Source organism: Mesorhizobium sp. WSM4306 (assembly GCF_007003975.1).
Classification (GTDB): domain Bacteria; phylum Pseudomonadota; class Alphaproteobacteria; order Rhizobiales; family Rhizobiaceae; genus Mesorhizobium.
This window is the reverse complement of record NZ_VFTC01000015.1, coordinates 1-14,921: the sequence shown is the minus strand read 5'-3', so window position 1 is coordinate 14,921 and position 14,921 is coordinate 1. Positions and strand designations below refer to the sequence as shown.

General features: G+C 63.6%; 10 protein-coding genes. 3 read left to right on the top strand and 7 right to left on the bottom strand.

The features are described from left to right. Positions 1-102 precede the first annotated feature (102 nt). Both FJV77_RS18345 and FJV77_RS18340 read right to left on the bottom strand, forming a co-directional pair. Positions 103-1,197: a glycosyltransferase family 4 protein gene (locus FJV77_RS18345; RefSeq protein WP_142868176.1), complete on the bottom strand. Its 1,095-nt coding sequence runs from the start codon at positions 1,195-1,197 to the stop codon at positions 103-105. Continuing rightward, entirely contained in the window at positions 1,194-2,606 is a 1,413-nt protein-coding gene (locus tag FJV77_RS18340) for a lipopolysaccharide biosynthesis protein (protein ID WP_246691303.1), read from the bottom strand. The genes FJV77_RS18345 and FJV77_RS18340 overlap by 4 nt, the downstream gene beginning before the upstream one ends. Positions 2,607-2,839: 233 nt before the next feature. Between FJV77_RS18340 and FJV77_RS18335 the strand changes: the two genes are divergently transcribed. From FJV77_RS18335 to FJV77_RS18325, 3 genes are read left to right on the top strand one after another with little or no spacing between them, the layout of a single operon-like run. Further along, entirely contained in the window at positions 2,840-4,987 is a 2,148-nt protein-coding gene (locus FJV77_RS18335) for a GumC family protein (RefSeq protein ID WP_142868175.1), read from the top strand. Between the two features lie 3 nt (positions 4,988-4,990). Next, positions 4,991-6,118, top strand: coding sequence for a cellulase family glycosylhydrolase (locus FJV77_RS18330; RefSeq protein ID WP_246691302.1), 1,128 nt, complete (start codon positions 4,991-4,993; stop codon positions 6,116-6,118). Further along, positions 6,115-7,647 carry a hypothetical protein gene (locus FJV77_RS18325; RefSeq protein WP_142868174.1) on the top strand — a complete coding sequence of 511 codons (1,533 nt, stop codon included), beginning with the start codon at positions 6,115-6,117 and terminating at the stop codon, positions 7,645-7,647. The genes FJV77_RS18330 and FJV77_RS18325 overlap by 4 nt, the downstream gene beginning before the upstream one ends. 43 nt (positions 7,648-7,690) lie before the next feature. On the opposite strand, the gene FJV77_RS18320 is transcribed toward FJV77_RS18325, so the two are convergent. The 5 genes from FJV77_RS18320 to FJV77_RS18300 form a co-directional block, all read right to left on the bottom strand. Then, positions 7,691-8,455 carry a hypothetical protein gene (locus FJV77_RS18320; protein ID WP_185970375.1) on the bottom strand — a complete coding sequence of 255 codons (765 nt, stop codon included), beginning with the start codon at positions 8,453-8,455 and terminating at the stop codon, positions 7,691-7,693. A gap of 277 nt (positions 8,456-8,732) precedes the next feature. Further along, the gene (locus tag FJV77_RS18315; RefSeq protein ID WP_142868172.1) at positions 8,733-10,385 is read right to left on the bottom strand and encodes an FAD-binding dehydrogenase; all 1,653 of its coding nucleotides are present in this window, start codon (positions 10,383-10,385) and stop codon (positions 8,733-8,735) included. A gap of 49 nt (positions 10,386-10,434) precedes the next feature. Beyond that, positions 10,435-12,147, bottom strand: a complete 1,713-nt coding sequence (locus FJV77_RS18310; RefSeq protein ID WP_142868171.1) for an aldehyde dehydrogenase family protein — start codon at positions 12,145-12,147, stop codon at positions 10,435-10,437. Between the two features lie 80 nt (positions 12,148-12,227). Beyond that, positions 12,228-13,400 carry an alanine racemase gene (locus tag FJV77_RS18305; RefSeq protein ID WP_142868170.1) on the bottom strand — a complete coding sequence of 391 codons (1,173 nt, stop codon included), beginning with the start codon at positions 13,398-13,400 and terminating at the stop codon, positions 12,228-12,230. Further along, positions 13,397-14,686 carry a D-arabinono-1,4-lactone oxidase gene (locus FJV77_RS18300; protein ID WP_142868169.1) on the bottom strand — a complete coding sequence of 430 codons (1,290 nt, stop codon included), beginning with the start codon at positions 14,684-14,686 and terminating at the stop codon, positions 13,397-13,399. The genes FJV77_RS18305 and FJV77_RS18300 overlap by 4 nt, the downstream gene beginning before the upstream one ends. Positions 14,687-14,921: the final 235 nt, after the last annotated feature.

Here is a 14,921-nt window from a genome sequence, read left to right as displayed (position 1 = left end):
TGAGCGGTTTTCCCGGGAAAAGCGCGCAGCGCTTTCCCTCGGGAATTGCGTGAAAACAAAGAGATTGAGCGGTTGAACGTTTCCATGAAACGGTGAACCGCTCTAGGAAAGCAGTAGCGCCTCGTAGCCGGCACACATTTGGGCCGGCGAGTACTTGTCCTTAAGCCGCCGCCCGGCCGCCGAAAGCCTGGTCATGAGCTCCGGCCTGGCGATCATCTCGGCAAGCCCCTCGGCCATGCCGGCGGCGTCGGCCTCGACGAAGATCGCAGCCGGTTCGCCGTCTTGCGCGGTCAGCACCTCGCGCATCACTGCAAGATTGCTCGCCACCACCGGCAGCCCGGAAATCGCCGCTTCGACACAGGCAAGACCGAAGGTCTCGCTCGTCGACGGAAAGGCGTAGACATCGCCCGCCGCCAGGAATTCGAAAATCTGTGCCGGCGGAACTTCGCCGACCAGATGCAACCGGTCCGCCACGCCCCGCTCCTTCGCAAAGGTAACAAGCGTCTCGAGTTCCGGTCCGACGCCGGCCAGCGCTACATGGATGTCGGACAACCGTTCAAGTGCCCCGACCAGCGGGATCTGATTCTTCGACCGTGTCAGGCGTCCGGACGAGACAGCAAGCCATGCATTGCCTGGCAGGCCGAAGCGGGCACGCGCAGCCGCCTTGTCGAATTGCTCACGCGGCGCCGATACACCGTGATCGATGCGATGGAGGCGGCGCCGGTAGGCTTGCGGATAGTGATCGAATTGGGCTTCGGTCCAGGCCGAGTTGACGATGTTTGCATGGTAAAGGCCGGTCACGCCCATAAGCTTGTCGATCTGGGAGAGCAGGCCCATGGTGCCCTTGGTGTGCGGTGCGCCGCTCTGGTTGGCGACGATGTGCCTGACCCCGGCCAGTCGGGCGCCGATCGTGCCTAAGATGTTGCCATAATGCTGATAGGTGATCACGGCATCCGGCCGCGCCTTGCGCAGATAGCTCACCAGTCCGATGGTCGCCCGGATCTGTCCCGGCAAGCCTTTTGGCGGCTCGGTAAGAATGAAATCGGCGCTGGCGTCGTGGTCGAATGCGTCGGTCTTCCGGTACATGAAGACGGTGCGGACATCATGGCCACGCGCCCGCAATCCTTCACCCACCATGTCGGAAACGCGTTGCGCACCCGCCGCCTCCGCCTGTGTCTGGACCTGCACGATCTTCACGTACGGTCTCTAAGCACAGGGCGGGAAACGGCTGGCGCCTTGCCCATCGCAAGGCCGAAGATGGACGGGTTTATGCCTATTCGGCGCCGTGCGATCGACACCGCGAGGGAAGTCCAGGCAATCACCGTTCCGGCGATGGTGACCGCCGCGCCGACCGGCCCGAAATAATAGGTCGTCGCTGCTGTCGCGGCGAGCCCCAACACGTTGACGACGATCAGCACCTTGAACAGTGCATGCTGAAGGCCGGTCAGTTGCAGCAGTATCTCGATCGGGCCGCAAGCGGTGGCGAAAGTCGCGCCGATGCCGAAGATGACCAGCGTCGTGCGCATGGTCGGCGTGTCATAGGCCGGATTGAAAATGGACAGGATGAAGCCGCCGAAAAGCCAGAACGCCGCCAGCACGCAGAGCGCAATGGCGAAGCTGCCGAGTGCCGCAAGGCTGGTGATGCGCTGCACATGCGCCCTGTCGCCGCTGTAGAAGGCGCTCGAAATCTGCGGCGCCAGCGCCTGGTTGATGCCGTTGAGCGCCAGCGCCACGAAACGGGTTGTCCGGTCGGCGACGAAGATGGCGCCGGCCGGCACCGGCCCCAGGATCATGGCCACCAGCAAGGTGCTGACCTGGCCGAGCGCCGGCGGCAGCGAGGTGACGCCCCACAGGCCAAGTGTCACCGTCTTGAATTCCTGCTTTTGCGCTGGGCTGAGCGGGCCGCGTTCGGCGCGCGCGGTTTCGCGCAGCAGAAGCACCGTCTGTGGCACGACCGAAAGGATGAGCAGCCCGGCGGTCAGAAAGGTCGCTGCCACCGCACCCATCTCGATATGTAGGAAGCGGCACCCAAGCATGGCGGCAATGGTCGCTGCCCGCCATATGATATCGCGCGGCAACAGGCCGTAAATGAGTGCATGCTTGGCGCGGAAGGCGCCGGAGGTGAATTCCGACCAGCCGAGCGAGAACGACAGCACCGCGGCAGCCAGGCACAGTGATAGCCATTCGGGCGTGCCGCCGCCGACGAACGGCAAAAACCCCGCTACCAGGATGAGCAGGCTGGAGACGACAAGCCCGAGCAGCGCCACCAATATGGCGCGCGCCATCATGCCATGCGCCGAATTGAGGTCGCCGAGGCCGGCATATTGCGGCCAGAACCTGAGCACGGTGCTCTGCTGGCCAACCGATGCAAAGAAAGAAACCAGGCTGGCGCCGGCGTAGGTGGCGCTGTAGAGGCCGAACTGCCGCTCGTCCATCACCATCGCCACAGCCACGAACATCAGGAACGACAGGCCGGCACTGGCGAGCTTGATCACACCCGCGACCGCCCCGCTCCTGGCGAGCGCGGGGATGGACATGCGCATGTCGGCTGCCGGATTGCCGCTCCCAGCCATTGCGGCTTTGTTGTCGCTTATGTTGCCATCCAAGATCGGCTCCTGTGACGACCGGCAATGGCCTTGCCCCCGCGGCAGCCGAACCGACCCTGAAACCTGTCCCTGAATAGAACAAAAACTCCCGCAAGCGCCAGCCCGAACGCAACGAATGGTTACCGGCACACCTGCATACAAAGGTGAAACGCTTTGGTAACCTTAACGAAAGGCTAACGATAATGGGGAATAGTGCGAGGTGTAGAGTGACGTGACTCTGCAGAGGAAAAATGATGAGTCCTGCCAGCATCGACGATCGCGCGCTTCCACCCCTGTTTGATATCGCGGCGCTGTGGGCGATTCTTTGGGGTCGTCGCCTGATGATTTTTATCATTACAGGTGCCGTGCTGCTGCTGACGGTGCTCTATCTCTTGGTGACCAGCCCGAGCTACACGGCAACGGCCTCGATCCTGATCGACCCGCGCGATTCGCGCTCCACCAATTTCAACAATGTTCTTCCCGGCATCGGCTCCGACAGCGCCGCCATTGCCAGCCAGGTCTTCGTCATCGAATCGCAGGACCTGCTGGGAGACGTGTTCAACGGTCAGACAGTGGAGAGCGACCCCGAATTCTCGGGCCGTGGCCTCGTATCGCGGCTGTTTTCCATATTCGGATCGGACAAGAAGGCTACGCGCGACGCGACCTTCAAGCGCTTTCAAAAAGCGGTGACGGTGGAGCGCGAAGGGCTCACCTATGTCATCAATGTCAGCTTTACCTCGAAATCGCCGGAGACGGCCGCGCGCATCGCCAACGCCATCGTCGAGCGCTACCGGACCGGCCTTGCCGGGGAACGCGAAGGCGCCAACAGCGATGTGAACTCCCTCCTCAACGAAAGGATCAAGGGCCTGCAGAAGGACGTCAGCGACGCCGAGCGCGCGGTCGAGGATTTCAAGACGACGCACAGGATCGTCGATCCGACCGACGGCGGCACGTTGCAATTCCAGCTCGACCAGCTGACCACGCAGCTGATCACCGCCCAGGGCGACGCCGATCAGGCAAGGGACCGCTACAATCAGGCGCTTGCCGTGGGCAGCTCGCCTGCGGGTCTGGCCAGGCTGGCGGAAATCCTGTCCTCCAACTCGGCCATAAAATTGCGCGACGACTATAACCAGCGCGCCGCCGAACTCGCCAATCTCGAAACCATGTATGGGCCGCGCCATCCGGCGATCGCTCGGCTGCGATCCGAGCTCGAACGGATGAACCGGCTCATGGGCGCCGAGGCCGACCGCATCAGGCAGCAGTTGAAGGCCAGCTACGATCTTGCCGCGCAAAATGTTGGCAAATTGCAGGCCAAGCTCGAAGCCTTGCGCCAGCAGTCTTCCGACTCGAGCCTTGCCCAGGTGCAGCTGCGGCAGCTCGATTCCAAGGCCCAGGCCGCTCGCGGCGTGCTCGACGACTATCTCAAGCGCGCCAAGGAAACCTCGCAGATGGAGGGCGTCCAGACCTCCGAGGCGCGCACGATCGCCAAGGCTTCGCCGCCACTGCAGCCGACATGGCCAAAGCCGGCCCTGCTGCTGCCGGTGAGCGCGGTTCTCGGACTTCTCGCCGGATGCGGTCTCGCTCTGGCGTTCGGCCCGGTCCGCCGGCCCGAAGACGAACCGCAGGCGCCCAGGGAAGAAGTGGTGCCGGTGGTCCAGCCGAGGCAGGACGCACCGCGTGCCGCTGCCCAGCCGGCTCCGCAGCCGCTGCCGGCCAGTCTGGGCGAATACCGCCTGCCTGCCAGCGGCACGGCGCTTTCAGGCATCAAGGCAATCAGGGCCTCACTGTTCCAGGACGGCGACGAGGCGCTTTCGCGCGACGTGCTGAAGCTGATGCGGCAGATCATCCTGCGCCTGCACGACCATCCCAAACCCTTTGTGCTGGCGGTGTCCTCGACGCGCGGCAGCCTCGAGGCAAGGCTTGCCGGCGCATTGATCGGAATCAGCCTGCAGCGCGTCGAGCAGAATGTGCTGGTCGTTGAGATCGAAGGCCAGCCATCGGCTTCGGCGGACCACGGCCCCGGAATATTCGTCGACAGCGCCAGCGGCCTCAGGACCGCCATCTGCAGCCCGCAGGGGCAAAAAGGCGGCCGGACCTTGGGCGACGTTCTGACCGAGGCTGGGAACGCCTTCGACTTCATCCTCGTCAGCGCCCCGGCCTTCAGCGAAAAGGCCTGGTCCCCGGAGTTTTTCACGCGGGCCGATCTGACGCTTCTGGCGCTGACCCCGTCGGAGCAGGCAGCCGACGCTGCCGCCCTGTTGGCGCAACGGCTGGGCGTCGCCCAGATCGGACGCAGCGCCACACTGGTGATCGCACCGCAGACTGCGCAGCCGGTCGCGCGCACGCCAATGCAGCCTTCCGGCGCCGCCGATTGGCGCCGCAGTTTGGCCGCGAGGAGCTGATCCGTGCCGGCGGATCTGACATCGCTGCCGGTGATGTCGCGGCGGCAAGCGCTCGCGCTGGCCGGCGGGGCTGTGCTTGCCACCCTCCCCTTTCCGGCCTCCGCCACGGCGACCGCGCGCAGCGTTCCATCGCGCGGCTTCAACCTTCCGGGATGGCTCGATCGCGAGGCAGGGACTGCTCCCGCCACTGCGACGCTGGAAAAGCTGCGCCAGTCGGGGTTCGAAACCATCCGCTTGCCGGTGAACAGCGATCTTATCTCGGCCGGCGACACGGCCGGGCTCCGCCGTATCGGTGACGGCGTCACCGACCTTGCCGGGCTGGGCTTTGCCGTTCTCGTCGACATGCACCCGTCCGCCGACCTTCACGCCGCTTTCGAGCGCGATCCGGAGGCCGCAAGCGAACAGGTTGTGCAGGCGTGGACGGCCTTGCGTCCCGTGATCGCCGATCTGCCGGCGGCTTCGGTCTATCCGGAGCTTTTGAACGAGCCGCCGATGGCGCGCGCCATCTGGCTGGCGCTGCGCGGCAGGCTCGCCGAGACGTTGCGCGCAACATGTCCGCGCCACACGCTGGTCTGGGGCCCGGCACGCTTCCAGGGCATATGGGAGATAGCCGACACGCCGCCTCTGGCCGACGACAACCAGATCGCCGCCATCCATTTCTACGCACCGTTGGCGTTCACCCATCAATGCGAGAACTGGGATACCTCGCCGCTGGCGCGCATGGCTAACCTGCCCTTTCCCGCGACAAGGGAGACCCCTGCGGTTCGCGACCTCATCGCAAGACTGCGCACTGCCGGCGACGACGAGGCCGCTTCCCTGATCGAGAAAGAACTTTCGAACCCATGGACGGCGGCCGCGATTGCTTCGAACTTTGCCGAGGCCGCACGCTGGTCGGCGGCTCATGACTGCCCGGTGATGCTGAACGAGTTCGGTGTGCTCAATTTCTGCGTCGATGCGCAAAGCCGCGCCGCCTGGGTCCGTGCCGTGCGTGAGGCCGCCGAAGCCAACCATATCGGCTGGACCTATTGGGAGCTCGACCAGGGTTTTGGCTTCATCCCCAGCAGGCTGAGCATGGAAGGTTTCGACGCCTCGATGATGGCTGCCCTCCTGGGCGAGGCGGGCCAGCTATGAGCGTCACCGGAGCCTATCGGCCAGTCGGCCTGCGCGCGCAAAGCCTGGAAGCCCCGCGCGACGACGCACTGCTGCATGTCTGCGTGTCGCTGATCGTTGTTGTCTTGACGGTTTCGGCCTTTGCCGTCTGGACCCCGTTCGGCATTGCCGCGACCTTCCTCCTGACGCTAATTGTGTCCAACGCCCTGCCCGCGGGCGTTCCCGTCCTGATCATCTGCGCCTTCCTCTACCAGAACCTCGTGGTCACCTGGTACACCCCTTACATCCCAGACAACGATACGTTCGATTCGCTGCGCGGTACCAATTTCGTTATCCTGATGAGCGCCTTCGGCATTTTCCTTGCCGCGTCGTTCCAGCACCGCGTGCGCGCCCTGATCGAATTGCGCTTCTGGCTGCTGCTCAGCCTCGTGCTCTGTGGAACCATCACCTTCTATCTTGCCCTGGGGGTCGTGCACGGCCAGCCTAAGGATGCGGTCGTCTATTTCCGCAACACGATCACGCCGCTTGCCTGCTTCCACATCGCCGTGCTCGCCGCCAGCCTCTATCCGGTCGACCTGCGCAAGAGCATGTTGTGGCTCGGTGCCGGCGCGGTCGTCTACGGATATCTGGAATTGATCTTCACGATGAATTTCCTCAGCCTCTTCCATGGCGACCTTTACATCGAACGCAGCATATCGCGGCAGATCGAGACCGGCGTCTGGGAGAAGGCGCTGCAGGAGACCGGCTTCGTTTTCCGCGGGCTTGAGGACGTGATGACCACGACCTTCTTCAACACGCCGTTCTTCAACGACATCCTGCCCAGCGTCTTTCGTGTCGGCGGCCCGAATTTTCATCCGATCAGCTATGCCTATGGCTTGAGCATCATATCGGCCTGGCTGCTCTTCAGGGGACGCTGGCTGCTGCCCATTGCGGCCTTGCCGCTGCTGCTCGTCATCGGCTCCAAGGGTGCGACGTTCCTGCTGCTCATCGCGCTCGCCATGCGTCTGATCTACAGCCCCTCCCGTGCCGGTTTTACGCTCACCGCCGTCATAGTCCTGGCTTTAGCCTGGACGACCGCGGCAATCGGCTATGGCGCGACGCATGGGGACTATCACGTGCTTGGCCTGACAGCCGGCCTGCGCGACTTCCTGGCCAACCCGCTTGGACAGGGACTGGGCTTTGGCGGCAATTTGTCGAGCACCAGCCTCAATCTCAGCTGGGCCAACGCCCAGGCGGAAGGTGTCGCCTCCGTTCCCGTCGAGAGCGCGGTCGGCGTCATGCTCTATCAGATGGGAATAGGCAGCCTGGTTTTCTTCGGCTTCCTGGCGGCGCTCGCCATGGCGGCACGGCGGCAGTTGATCGAAACCCGCGACCCGGATTTCCTGTTCGGTTTCGTCGTCATCGTTACCATCTCGGCCAATGCCGTGCTGCAGGAAGAAGCCTTCTACTCGCCGCTGGCGCTCGGCTTCTGCCTGCTGCTTGTCGGTGTGTCGCTGGGCACGCGCTGGCGCGAGTTGGCGGCGGCAAGAGCAATTCCAGGAAAAGTGTAAACGGTTTTCCGTCCGGAATTGCGTTAAAACAAAGAGAGGGCGATTAAGGTCCGAACACCACAAGTTCGGTGAAGGTCAGGTCGCCCGGCGCCGGCGGCTTCGGACCCTTGAAGTATTTTATCCCCCGGTTTGCGAAGTAGCGGCCGAACAGGCCAGGGATAGGCTCCTTGGCGTCGACGAGGCAAAGCAGGATCCCCCTTCGCAAGACAAAACGCCCCACGGCGCCGGCACATCGGCTCAGATCCGCCAGGGAGCGGCAATAGACGATCTGGGCGCAGGGCATGAGACCATGCAGTATTCGGCGCGGCATCAACACCAGCGGAGACGCCACCCCGTCGCAAATGCAGACCAGAGAGATGCAGCCCAGCGCGGCGTGCTCCAGGACGATGTATCTTTCGCCGTCGGAGAGCATCGCCAATTCGGCAAGATCGGGACGAACCTCAAGCACCCGACACGACCCCCGCCCCGAACTCAAGGCGGGCAGGAAGGCAAACTGTCCCTTGGAAAAAAGCTGAAAGCCGAGTGCCTTGTTGGCCTTCAAGGTCGCCGGCGCCGGCGAAATGTTCGTGAAGGTCACATCCCTCCGCCTGAGGATCGCCCAAATCAACTTCATGGCCTGGGGACGGTATCCTTCGTCCACCGTCCAGCTTGAAATGTTGCAGCGGATTTCGTCGCCTTCCGGGCCAGGGAAGCGGGCGTAGAGCGTCAGCACGACGCCAACGATCCGGCCTGCGTGCTCCAAGGCAAAGCCGTATTGTGGAAAATCGGCGACGATGGGTCGCTGCGACAAACGGGCAAGCGCCCGCATCCAGTAGGTGCGGCTGCGTTCTGGAAAGCCCCGGCACAGGCAATCGGCTACGCCGTCCCAATCACCCTGGCGAATTGGCCGGCAGGTGAGATCGGGAGGAAGGGTGCCAAGTACTGCCATAGTCGACCCGTGAACACGATCAGATTACCAGACCCATTCACCCCCAGACTGCCAATAGCGCAGGACGATTAACAATCTGCTCTGTCGTCGGGCAATATCCCGCCATGGCGCCCGATGATGGCCTGTCTCGGCGTCGATGGCAGGGTTGGCAAGGGCGTCACCTGCCCGCCGCATGCCGGCCTGCATTCCTGCCGGAAAAGATGCAGCTGCCGAGAAATGTCCCTTCCAGCGCATTGTAGCCGTGATAGCCGCCGCCACCGCCGCCGGCCACCTCGCCCGCCGCATAGAGCCCGGCAATGGGCTCGCCATCGCCGTCGAGAACCTGCGAATTGAGGTTGGTGTGCAGGCCGCCCAGCGTCTTGCGCGTCAGGATGTTGAGGCGCACCGCAATCAGCGGCCCGTGTCTGGGGTCGAGTATCTTGTGCGGTTTGGTCACCCGAAAAATCTTGTCGCCGATGTAGTTGCGGGCGCCGCGGATGGCCGTGACCTGCGCGTCCTTGGAGTAGGTATGCTCGACCTCGCGATCGCGCGCCACGATCTGCGCCTTGAGCCGGTCGTAGTCGAGCAGCTTGTCGCCGGAGAGCGCGTTCATGCCGGCGACCAGATCAGCCAGATTTTCGCGGACGACGAAGTCCTCGCCCTTGTCCAGAAACGCCGCCACCGATGGCGGCGCCTTGCCGCCGCGCCGGTTCTTCAGCACGGCCCGCCAATCCTTGCTTGTGAAGTCGAGGTTTTGCTCGGAGCCCGACAGCACGAACTCCTTCGACGCGATCGTTTTGGTCAGCACGAACCAGGAATAATCGTGCCCGGTCGACAGGATGCGCTTCAGCGTGCCGAGCGAATCGAAGCTCGGGAAGAACGGCGCCTCCATGCGTTGTCCGAGCGCGTCGAACCATAGCGGCGACGGCGCCGACAGGATGCGGATGCCATGGTTCGGCCAGATCGGATTCCAGTTCTTGAGCCCTTCGACATAGTGCCACATGCGGTCGGCGTTGATCACGGCACCGCCGGCGTCCTGCGTGATCGCCACCATGCGGCCGTCGACATGGTGCGGCACACCGGCGACCATCCGCTTCGGCGCCGGCCCGAGCCGGTCGACCGGCCAGACCTTGCGGACAAGATCGTGGTTGCCGCCAATGCCGCCGGAAGTGACAATGACCGCGCCGGCCGAGAGTTCGAAGTCACCAACGACCGTGCGGTTCGATTGCTTGCCGCGCTCGACGTTGGACGCCTCCAGGATTTCGCCCGCCACGCCGGTGACCGCACTGTTAGTCTTGACCAGCCGGCTGACCTGATGGCGGAATTTCAGTGTGATCAACCCCTTGGCGACGTGTTCGCGCACGCGCCTTTCGAACGGCGCAACCACGCCCGGCCCAGTGCCCCAGGTCAGATGGAAGCGCGGCACCGAATTGCCGTGGCCATTGGCCAGCGCGCCTCCGCGCTCGGCCCAGCCCACCACCGGCCACCAACGCATGCCCATGCCGTGCAGCCAGGGCCGCATCTCGCCGGCGGCGAAATCGACATAGGCTTCCGCCACTTTCCTTGGCCAGTGATCCTCGGGCCGGTCGAACTGGGCTGAGCCCAGCCAGTCCTGCCAGGCGAGGTCGCGGCTGTCCTTGATGCGCAAGCGGCGTTGCTCGGGCGTATTGACCAGAAAGAGACCGCCGAGCGACCAGAATGCCTGGCCGCCGAGAAAACCGCCGCCTTCCTGCTCGACGATGATCACGCGCTTGCCGGCATCGCCGAGTTCGGCGGCGGCGGCCAGGCCGGCCAGGCCGCCGCCAACGATGATTGCATCCGCGTCAGCCATTGTCGTAACTCCCGCTTTGGCTTTCTGTCTTTATCATCGCCTGCTTGTGCTAGCCCAGCAGCGCGTTCCAGATGATACGCGGCAGTTTCAGGACGCTCGGCCGGTAGTGAAACTCGGTGATCAGCCGGCCGACAATGTGCGCCCTTTTGTGGGTCAGGAACCATACCGGCTTCGGCATGATGCGGAACGGCGCTTCGAGCACGCTGCGCTCGGGCTTGTCGAACAAATAGGTGTTGTGGACGACGCCGATGCCGCTCTGCACGTCGTCGAGCGTGTGACCGGGGAAAGCGCCCCAGGTCGGCCGCAGCAGCGCAAACAGAACGCCGCTCCAGGAATTGATGCCGATGCCACCGTAGCGCAGCTCGGCAACGATCTCTTCGAAGCGCGGCCGGCCGATCTCGGCGATCGTCTTGGGATGGATGAGAATATTGGCGGCCAGCGTGCCGTGCAGCTTTTCATTGGCGTAGGCGACAGCAGCGCGCAGATAGGATTCGGCGTTGGCGGCCGGCAGCCGCAAGACGCTGAGCGCCGGCGCGAACACTTCGGCATTTTCGAGATAGGCGTCAGTGCCTGGCCGGAACGGCACCACCACACAGGCCGGCCCGCCGGGCCGCTCGAATTTCTGCACGCTGTCGGCATGCGCTTCGAAGGCGGCGAGGCGCTCGGTGGCGCCCGGATAGTAGGCCGGGCGTGACGGAGCCTTCTGCATGACCTTTTCGAGCGCTGCCAGAAGCGCGTCGGATTTGTCCCAATTCTCGGGCAGCACCAGCATCTGGCAGGCGATGCAGTTGAAGCCGGAATTGTTGAGCTTCTGGGTCGCGATCAGTTCGGCATGATAGGCGATGTCGGCATTCGACCATGGGCCGGGAACCACGACGGTCGGCGCCACGCCGCCGAGTTCCGAGGTGATGCGCCGGCTGTTCCTTGGCGTGCCCGCTGCCTTGTTCTTGCGGCCTTCTTCGCCGGGAGCCCAGACGATGGCGTCATGCGAGGCGGCGGCACCGGTGATGTGGATGTCGTCGACGAGATCGTGGTTACAGAGATAAGCGCCGACGTCGGCGCCGCCGCGCACGATGCGCAGCGCTCCGAACTCGATCAGCGGCCGCAGCGCCGGCCGCAGGAAATCGATAAGATAGTCATTGACCGGGTTCATCTTGAGAAGAACGACCTGGTGTTCGACGAGCAGTTTGTGCAGGCAGTCGAGCGGCGCGATCGAAGCGACGTTGCCGGCGCCGAGCACGAGGCCGATCTTGCCTTTGCGGCTGCTCGCCGGCGCGTCATAGGCCGATGCGGTGTTCTCGGCGAGGTTGGCTTTGGTCACGCCGGGCTGCATCCAGATCTCGGCCTTCAGACCGGTGAACAGCACCTTGTCCCAGACCGAGTTCGGAACCACCGTCACCGCCACCTGTCCGTTGGGCAAAGTGCGGACCGGCAGCCTGTCGAGGAATGTCTTGCCCTCCATCAGGCTCAGTGTGTGGATGAACTGGCTGCAGCCGTCCATCAGCGCCGCCGGACCGGCCAGCCATTCCTCGCCTTCCAGCGGCGAGCCGGTCGGAATGCCCTTTTTGCGCGTCGCCGTCTTGACCCATGCCTCGGCGACCTCGCGGATATGGCCCTTGATCTGCCGCAGCAAGGCGATCCGCTCGCTATTCGAGGTCTGCGCCCAGCCGTCCTTCCTGGCGTCGAGATCGGCTAGCGCGAGGTCGAGTTCGGCGGCCCATTCAGGCTGCACGGGCTGGGTTTTGACTGCCTTGGCGACCATCCTATCCTCCTCCACTTCGATCTCTTTGTTTGTCGCAATTCCGGACGGAAAACCGCTTCACACTTTTCCTGGAATTGCTCCTACGAAGACGGCAGCGCGGCCCATTGCGCGGCGATCTTGCCGCCGGAATAAACCTGGATCGAACCGAATTGCTGTAGCACGAATTCGCTCTGCGTCGGACGCAGGAAGGCGTAGTCATCGGGTCCGACATTGGCATCGTTGGGCAGCGCCATGAATTGCTGATTGGTCGAAAAGCCGAACGTCTTGTCGGTCTTCATCCCGGCGGGATGGACCGGCTTTGCCATCCATTTGCCGCCATAGAGAAAACAGCCGCGCCGTGGCAGCAGGCCGAGCTTCTGCAGCAGCCAGGAGCGCTGGTCGAGGCCCGGCAGCTGGACGTCGACCACCTTCAGGATCGGCGTCGCGATGAAAGCAGCCGGCTGCAACTGGCTGAGGCTGGGGACATCGAAATCGGTCGGCAGCACGAAGGCCGATCCGATCGACAATTCATTGGCGCCGACCCAGCTGTCGTAAAGCAATGCGGTGCTGCTGCCACCAAGATTGAGGATCCTGCGCTGGTCGGGGGCAAGGCAGGCAACGTACTGACGAAACAGGCTGACCGCTTTGGCGCGCGCTTTCACCGGTCCGCCCAGCAGTTTGGGGATGTGGCCGATATGCGCCTCGTAGGCCATGACGCCTTCGCATTTCAGCCGTGGATAGTTCGCCAATGTGGCCACCGCGCGCGCCAGCACATCGGGGTTGCCGATGCCGCCGCGATGCAGCCCGACATCCACCTCGAAGCAGATCCGAAGCTCGCGGTCGAGTTCGGCGGCAAGCGCGCCATAGGCGGCAAGCCGTTCTTCCGTATCGATCAGCCAGACGATGCGCGACGTCGCTTCGCCAAGACCGGCGAGAACACCCTTGGTCAGCGCGTGCCTTGCGCCGTCGACCGGCATCGGCTTGCCAAGCAGCAGATCGACATAGGGAAAGGCTTTCAGCATTTCGGCGCTGATCGGCAGATGGAAGGTCATCAGCCTGTCGGTCGCGAATGCCGCACGGATGTGCTCGATGAGTGGCAGGCAAGGCAGCGACTTGTCGACGATGCGCAGGTCGAGGCCCGTGGCGAACTTCGCCTTGATCGCGGCGATGTTGTGATCGAGCCGGTCGAGATCGAGCACCAGGCAAGGTTGGAAGATCCCGGCCGCCTTGAGCGCACCCGATAGTTCAGCGAAATAGGTGTCGGTCAGGTTCATCCCGCGACGCCGAGCAGCCTGGCCATGTAGGGCGACACGAAACGGTTGTCCGGGTCCATCTCCCGGCGCGCCGCCATGGCATCATTCCAGCGCGGATAGAGCGTGCTCAGCTCTTTGGCGCTGAGGCTGTGCATCTTGCCCCAGTGCGGGCGGCCGCCGCGCTTGCGGAAGATCGGCTCGGCGGCGTTGAAGTACGCCATCGGATCGCGCTCGACGCCGTGATGGATGGCGATGGAACAGGTCGGGCGCTTGTAGAACGGGCTCAGCCAGATGTTGTCAGGCGCGACGACGCGAACTTCGATCGGAAAGTAGACCTCCGGAAACCGCGTCTCGAGCATCGCGATGATTTCGCCGAGCGCCGCCGCCCCTTCCTCGAACGGAAGGTGGTACTCCATCTCGTTGAACTTGACGTTGCGCTCGGAGGTGAAGACATTCAGCCAGTCCTCGACATAGTCCTCGGCCGGCACCTTGGCGAAGGCCGAGCCGATGAGACGGCGGCGCAGCCAGGGGAACCAGCTGAGATAGTCGCGCAGTTTCCTCAGCGTGGTGACGGCATCGTCGTCTTCCGTCGGCGGGCGCACCGTCGCCGGCGCCTCGGTGATATCGCTGGCGATCAGCAGCGCCTGGCCGGAGAACGGCACGTAGTAGAACTCGGCGGAACGATGCGCCGTCATGATGCTTTCGAATTGCGACAGCACATCGCCGATCGGCGCCGTCCAGCGGCGGTGCCGCATCCGGTAATTCGCCATGTTGCGGATCGTCACCTCGGTGACGGCGCCGAAGGCGCCGAGCGAGGCGCCCATGGCATCGACCATGTCGGGGCTCTTGGCGCGGTCGAACTCCTTGACCTCGCCGCGCCCGTCGACGATCTGTATCGCCTCGAGCTGCGTATGGTAGGCGCCGAGTGTGATGCCCGAGCCATGCGTCGCGGTGCCCAGCGCCCCGCCAAACGCTTGCTTGTCGATGTCGCCCATATTCGGCAGCGCTTGGCCGACGCCGTGCAGCAGCTCGGCCATCGTGCCGATCTTGGTGCCGGCGCCGACCCGCGCCGTCAGACTTTCGGGATCATGCGCCTTCAGGCCTTCGAAGCGGTCGAGCGACAGGATGGTTCCGTCATTCTTGACCAGTGGCGTGAAGGAGTGCCCCGTGCCAGCGAAACGAACCGGTCCCGGCGAATTACGAATGGCGACGCTCAACGCATCGAGAGTTTGCGGTTCGGCAAAAGCCTGCGGCGTGGCCGTGACATAGCCCGACCAATTGCTCCACTGGCTGGTCGCCTCTCCCACAATCGCCTCCCTGGAACGGCCGGCTTGACCGGTCTTGATCGCCGCACGGAATAATATGACACATAGTCAGCTTTTTGGATATGATACATTGTCAGCTTTCTGTCAAGCTGGCAATCGAACGGTACGCCACGTGTCGTAAGCACATGAGTTGTCCGGGTTAAAGCGTGTCGCTATTAATTGGCCTCATATCCGGCAGCCTTGAAGAAGTTTCTGCATTCGGCTGGCTCGAACAGGA

Excerpts from the sequence above, each read along its gene's own strand:
- FJV77_RS18305 (WP_142868170.1), bottom strand. The coding sequence starts at position 13,400 with ATGAACCTGACCGACACCTATTTCGCTGAACTATCGGGTGCGCTCAAG.
- FJV77_RS18335 (WP_142868175.1), top strand. The coding sequence starts at position 2,840 with ATGAGTCCTGCCAGCATCGACGATCGCGCGCTTCCACCCCTGTTTGAT.
- FJV77_RS18320 (WP_185970375.1), bottom strand. The coding sequence starts at position 8,455 with ATGCGGGCGCTTGCCCGTTTGTCGCAGCGACCCATCGTCGCCGATTTT.
- FJV77_RS18315 (WP_142868172.1), bottom strand. The coding sequence starts at position 10,385 with ATGGCTGACGCGGATGCAATCATCGTTGGCGGCGGCCTGGCCGGCCTG.
- FJV77_RS18310 (WP_142868171.1), bottom strand. The coding sequence starts at position 12,147 with ATGGTCGCCAAGGCAGTCAAAACCCAGCCCGTGCAGCCTGAATGGGCC.
- FJV77_RS18325 (WP_142868174.1), top strand. The coding sequence starts at position 6,115 with ATGAGCGTCACCGGAGCCTATCGGCCAGTCGGCCTGCGCGCGCAAAGC.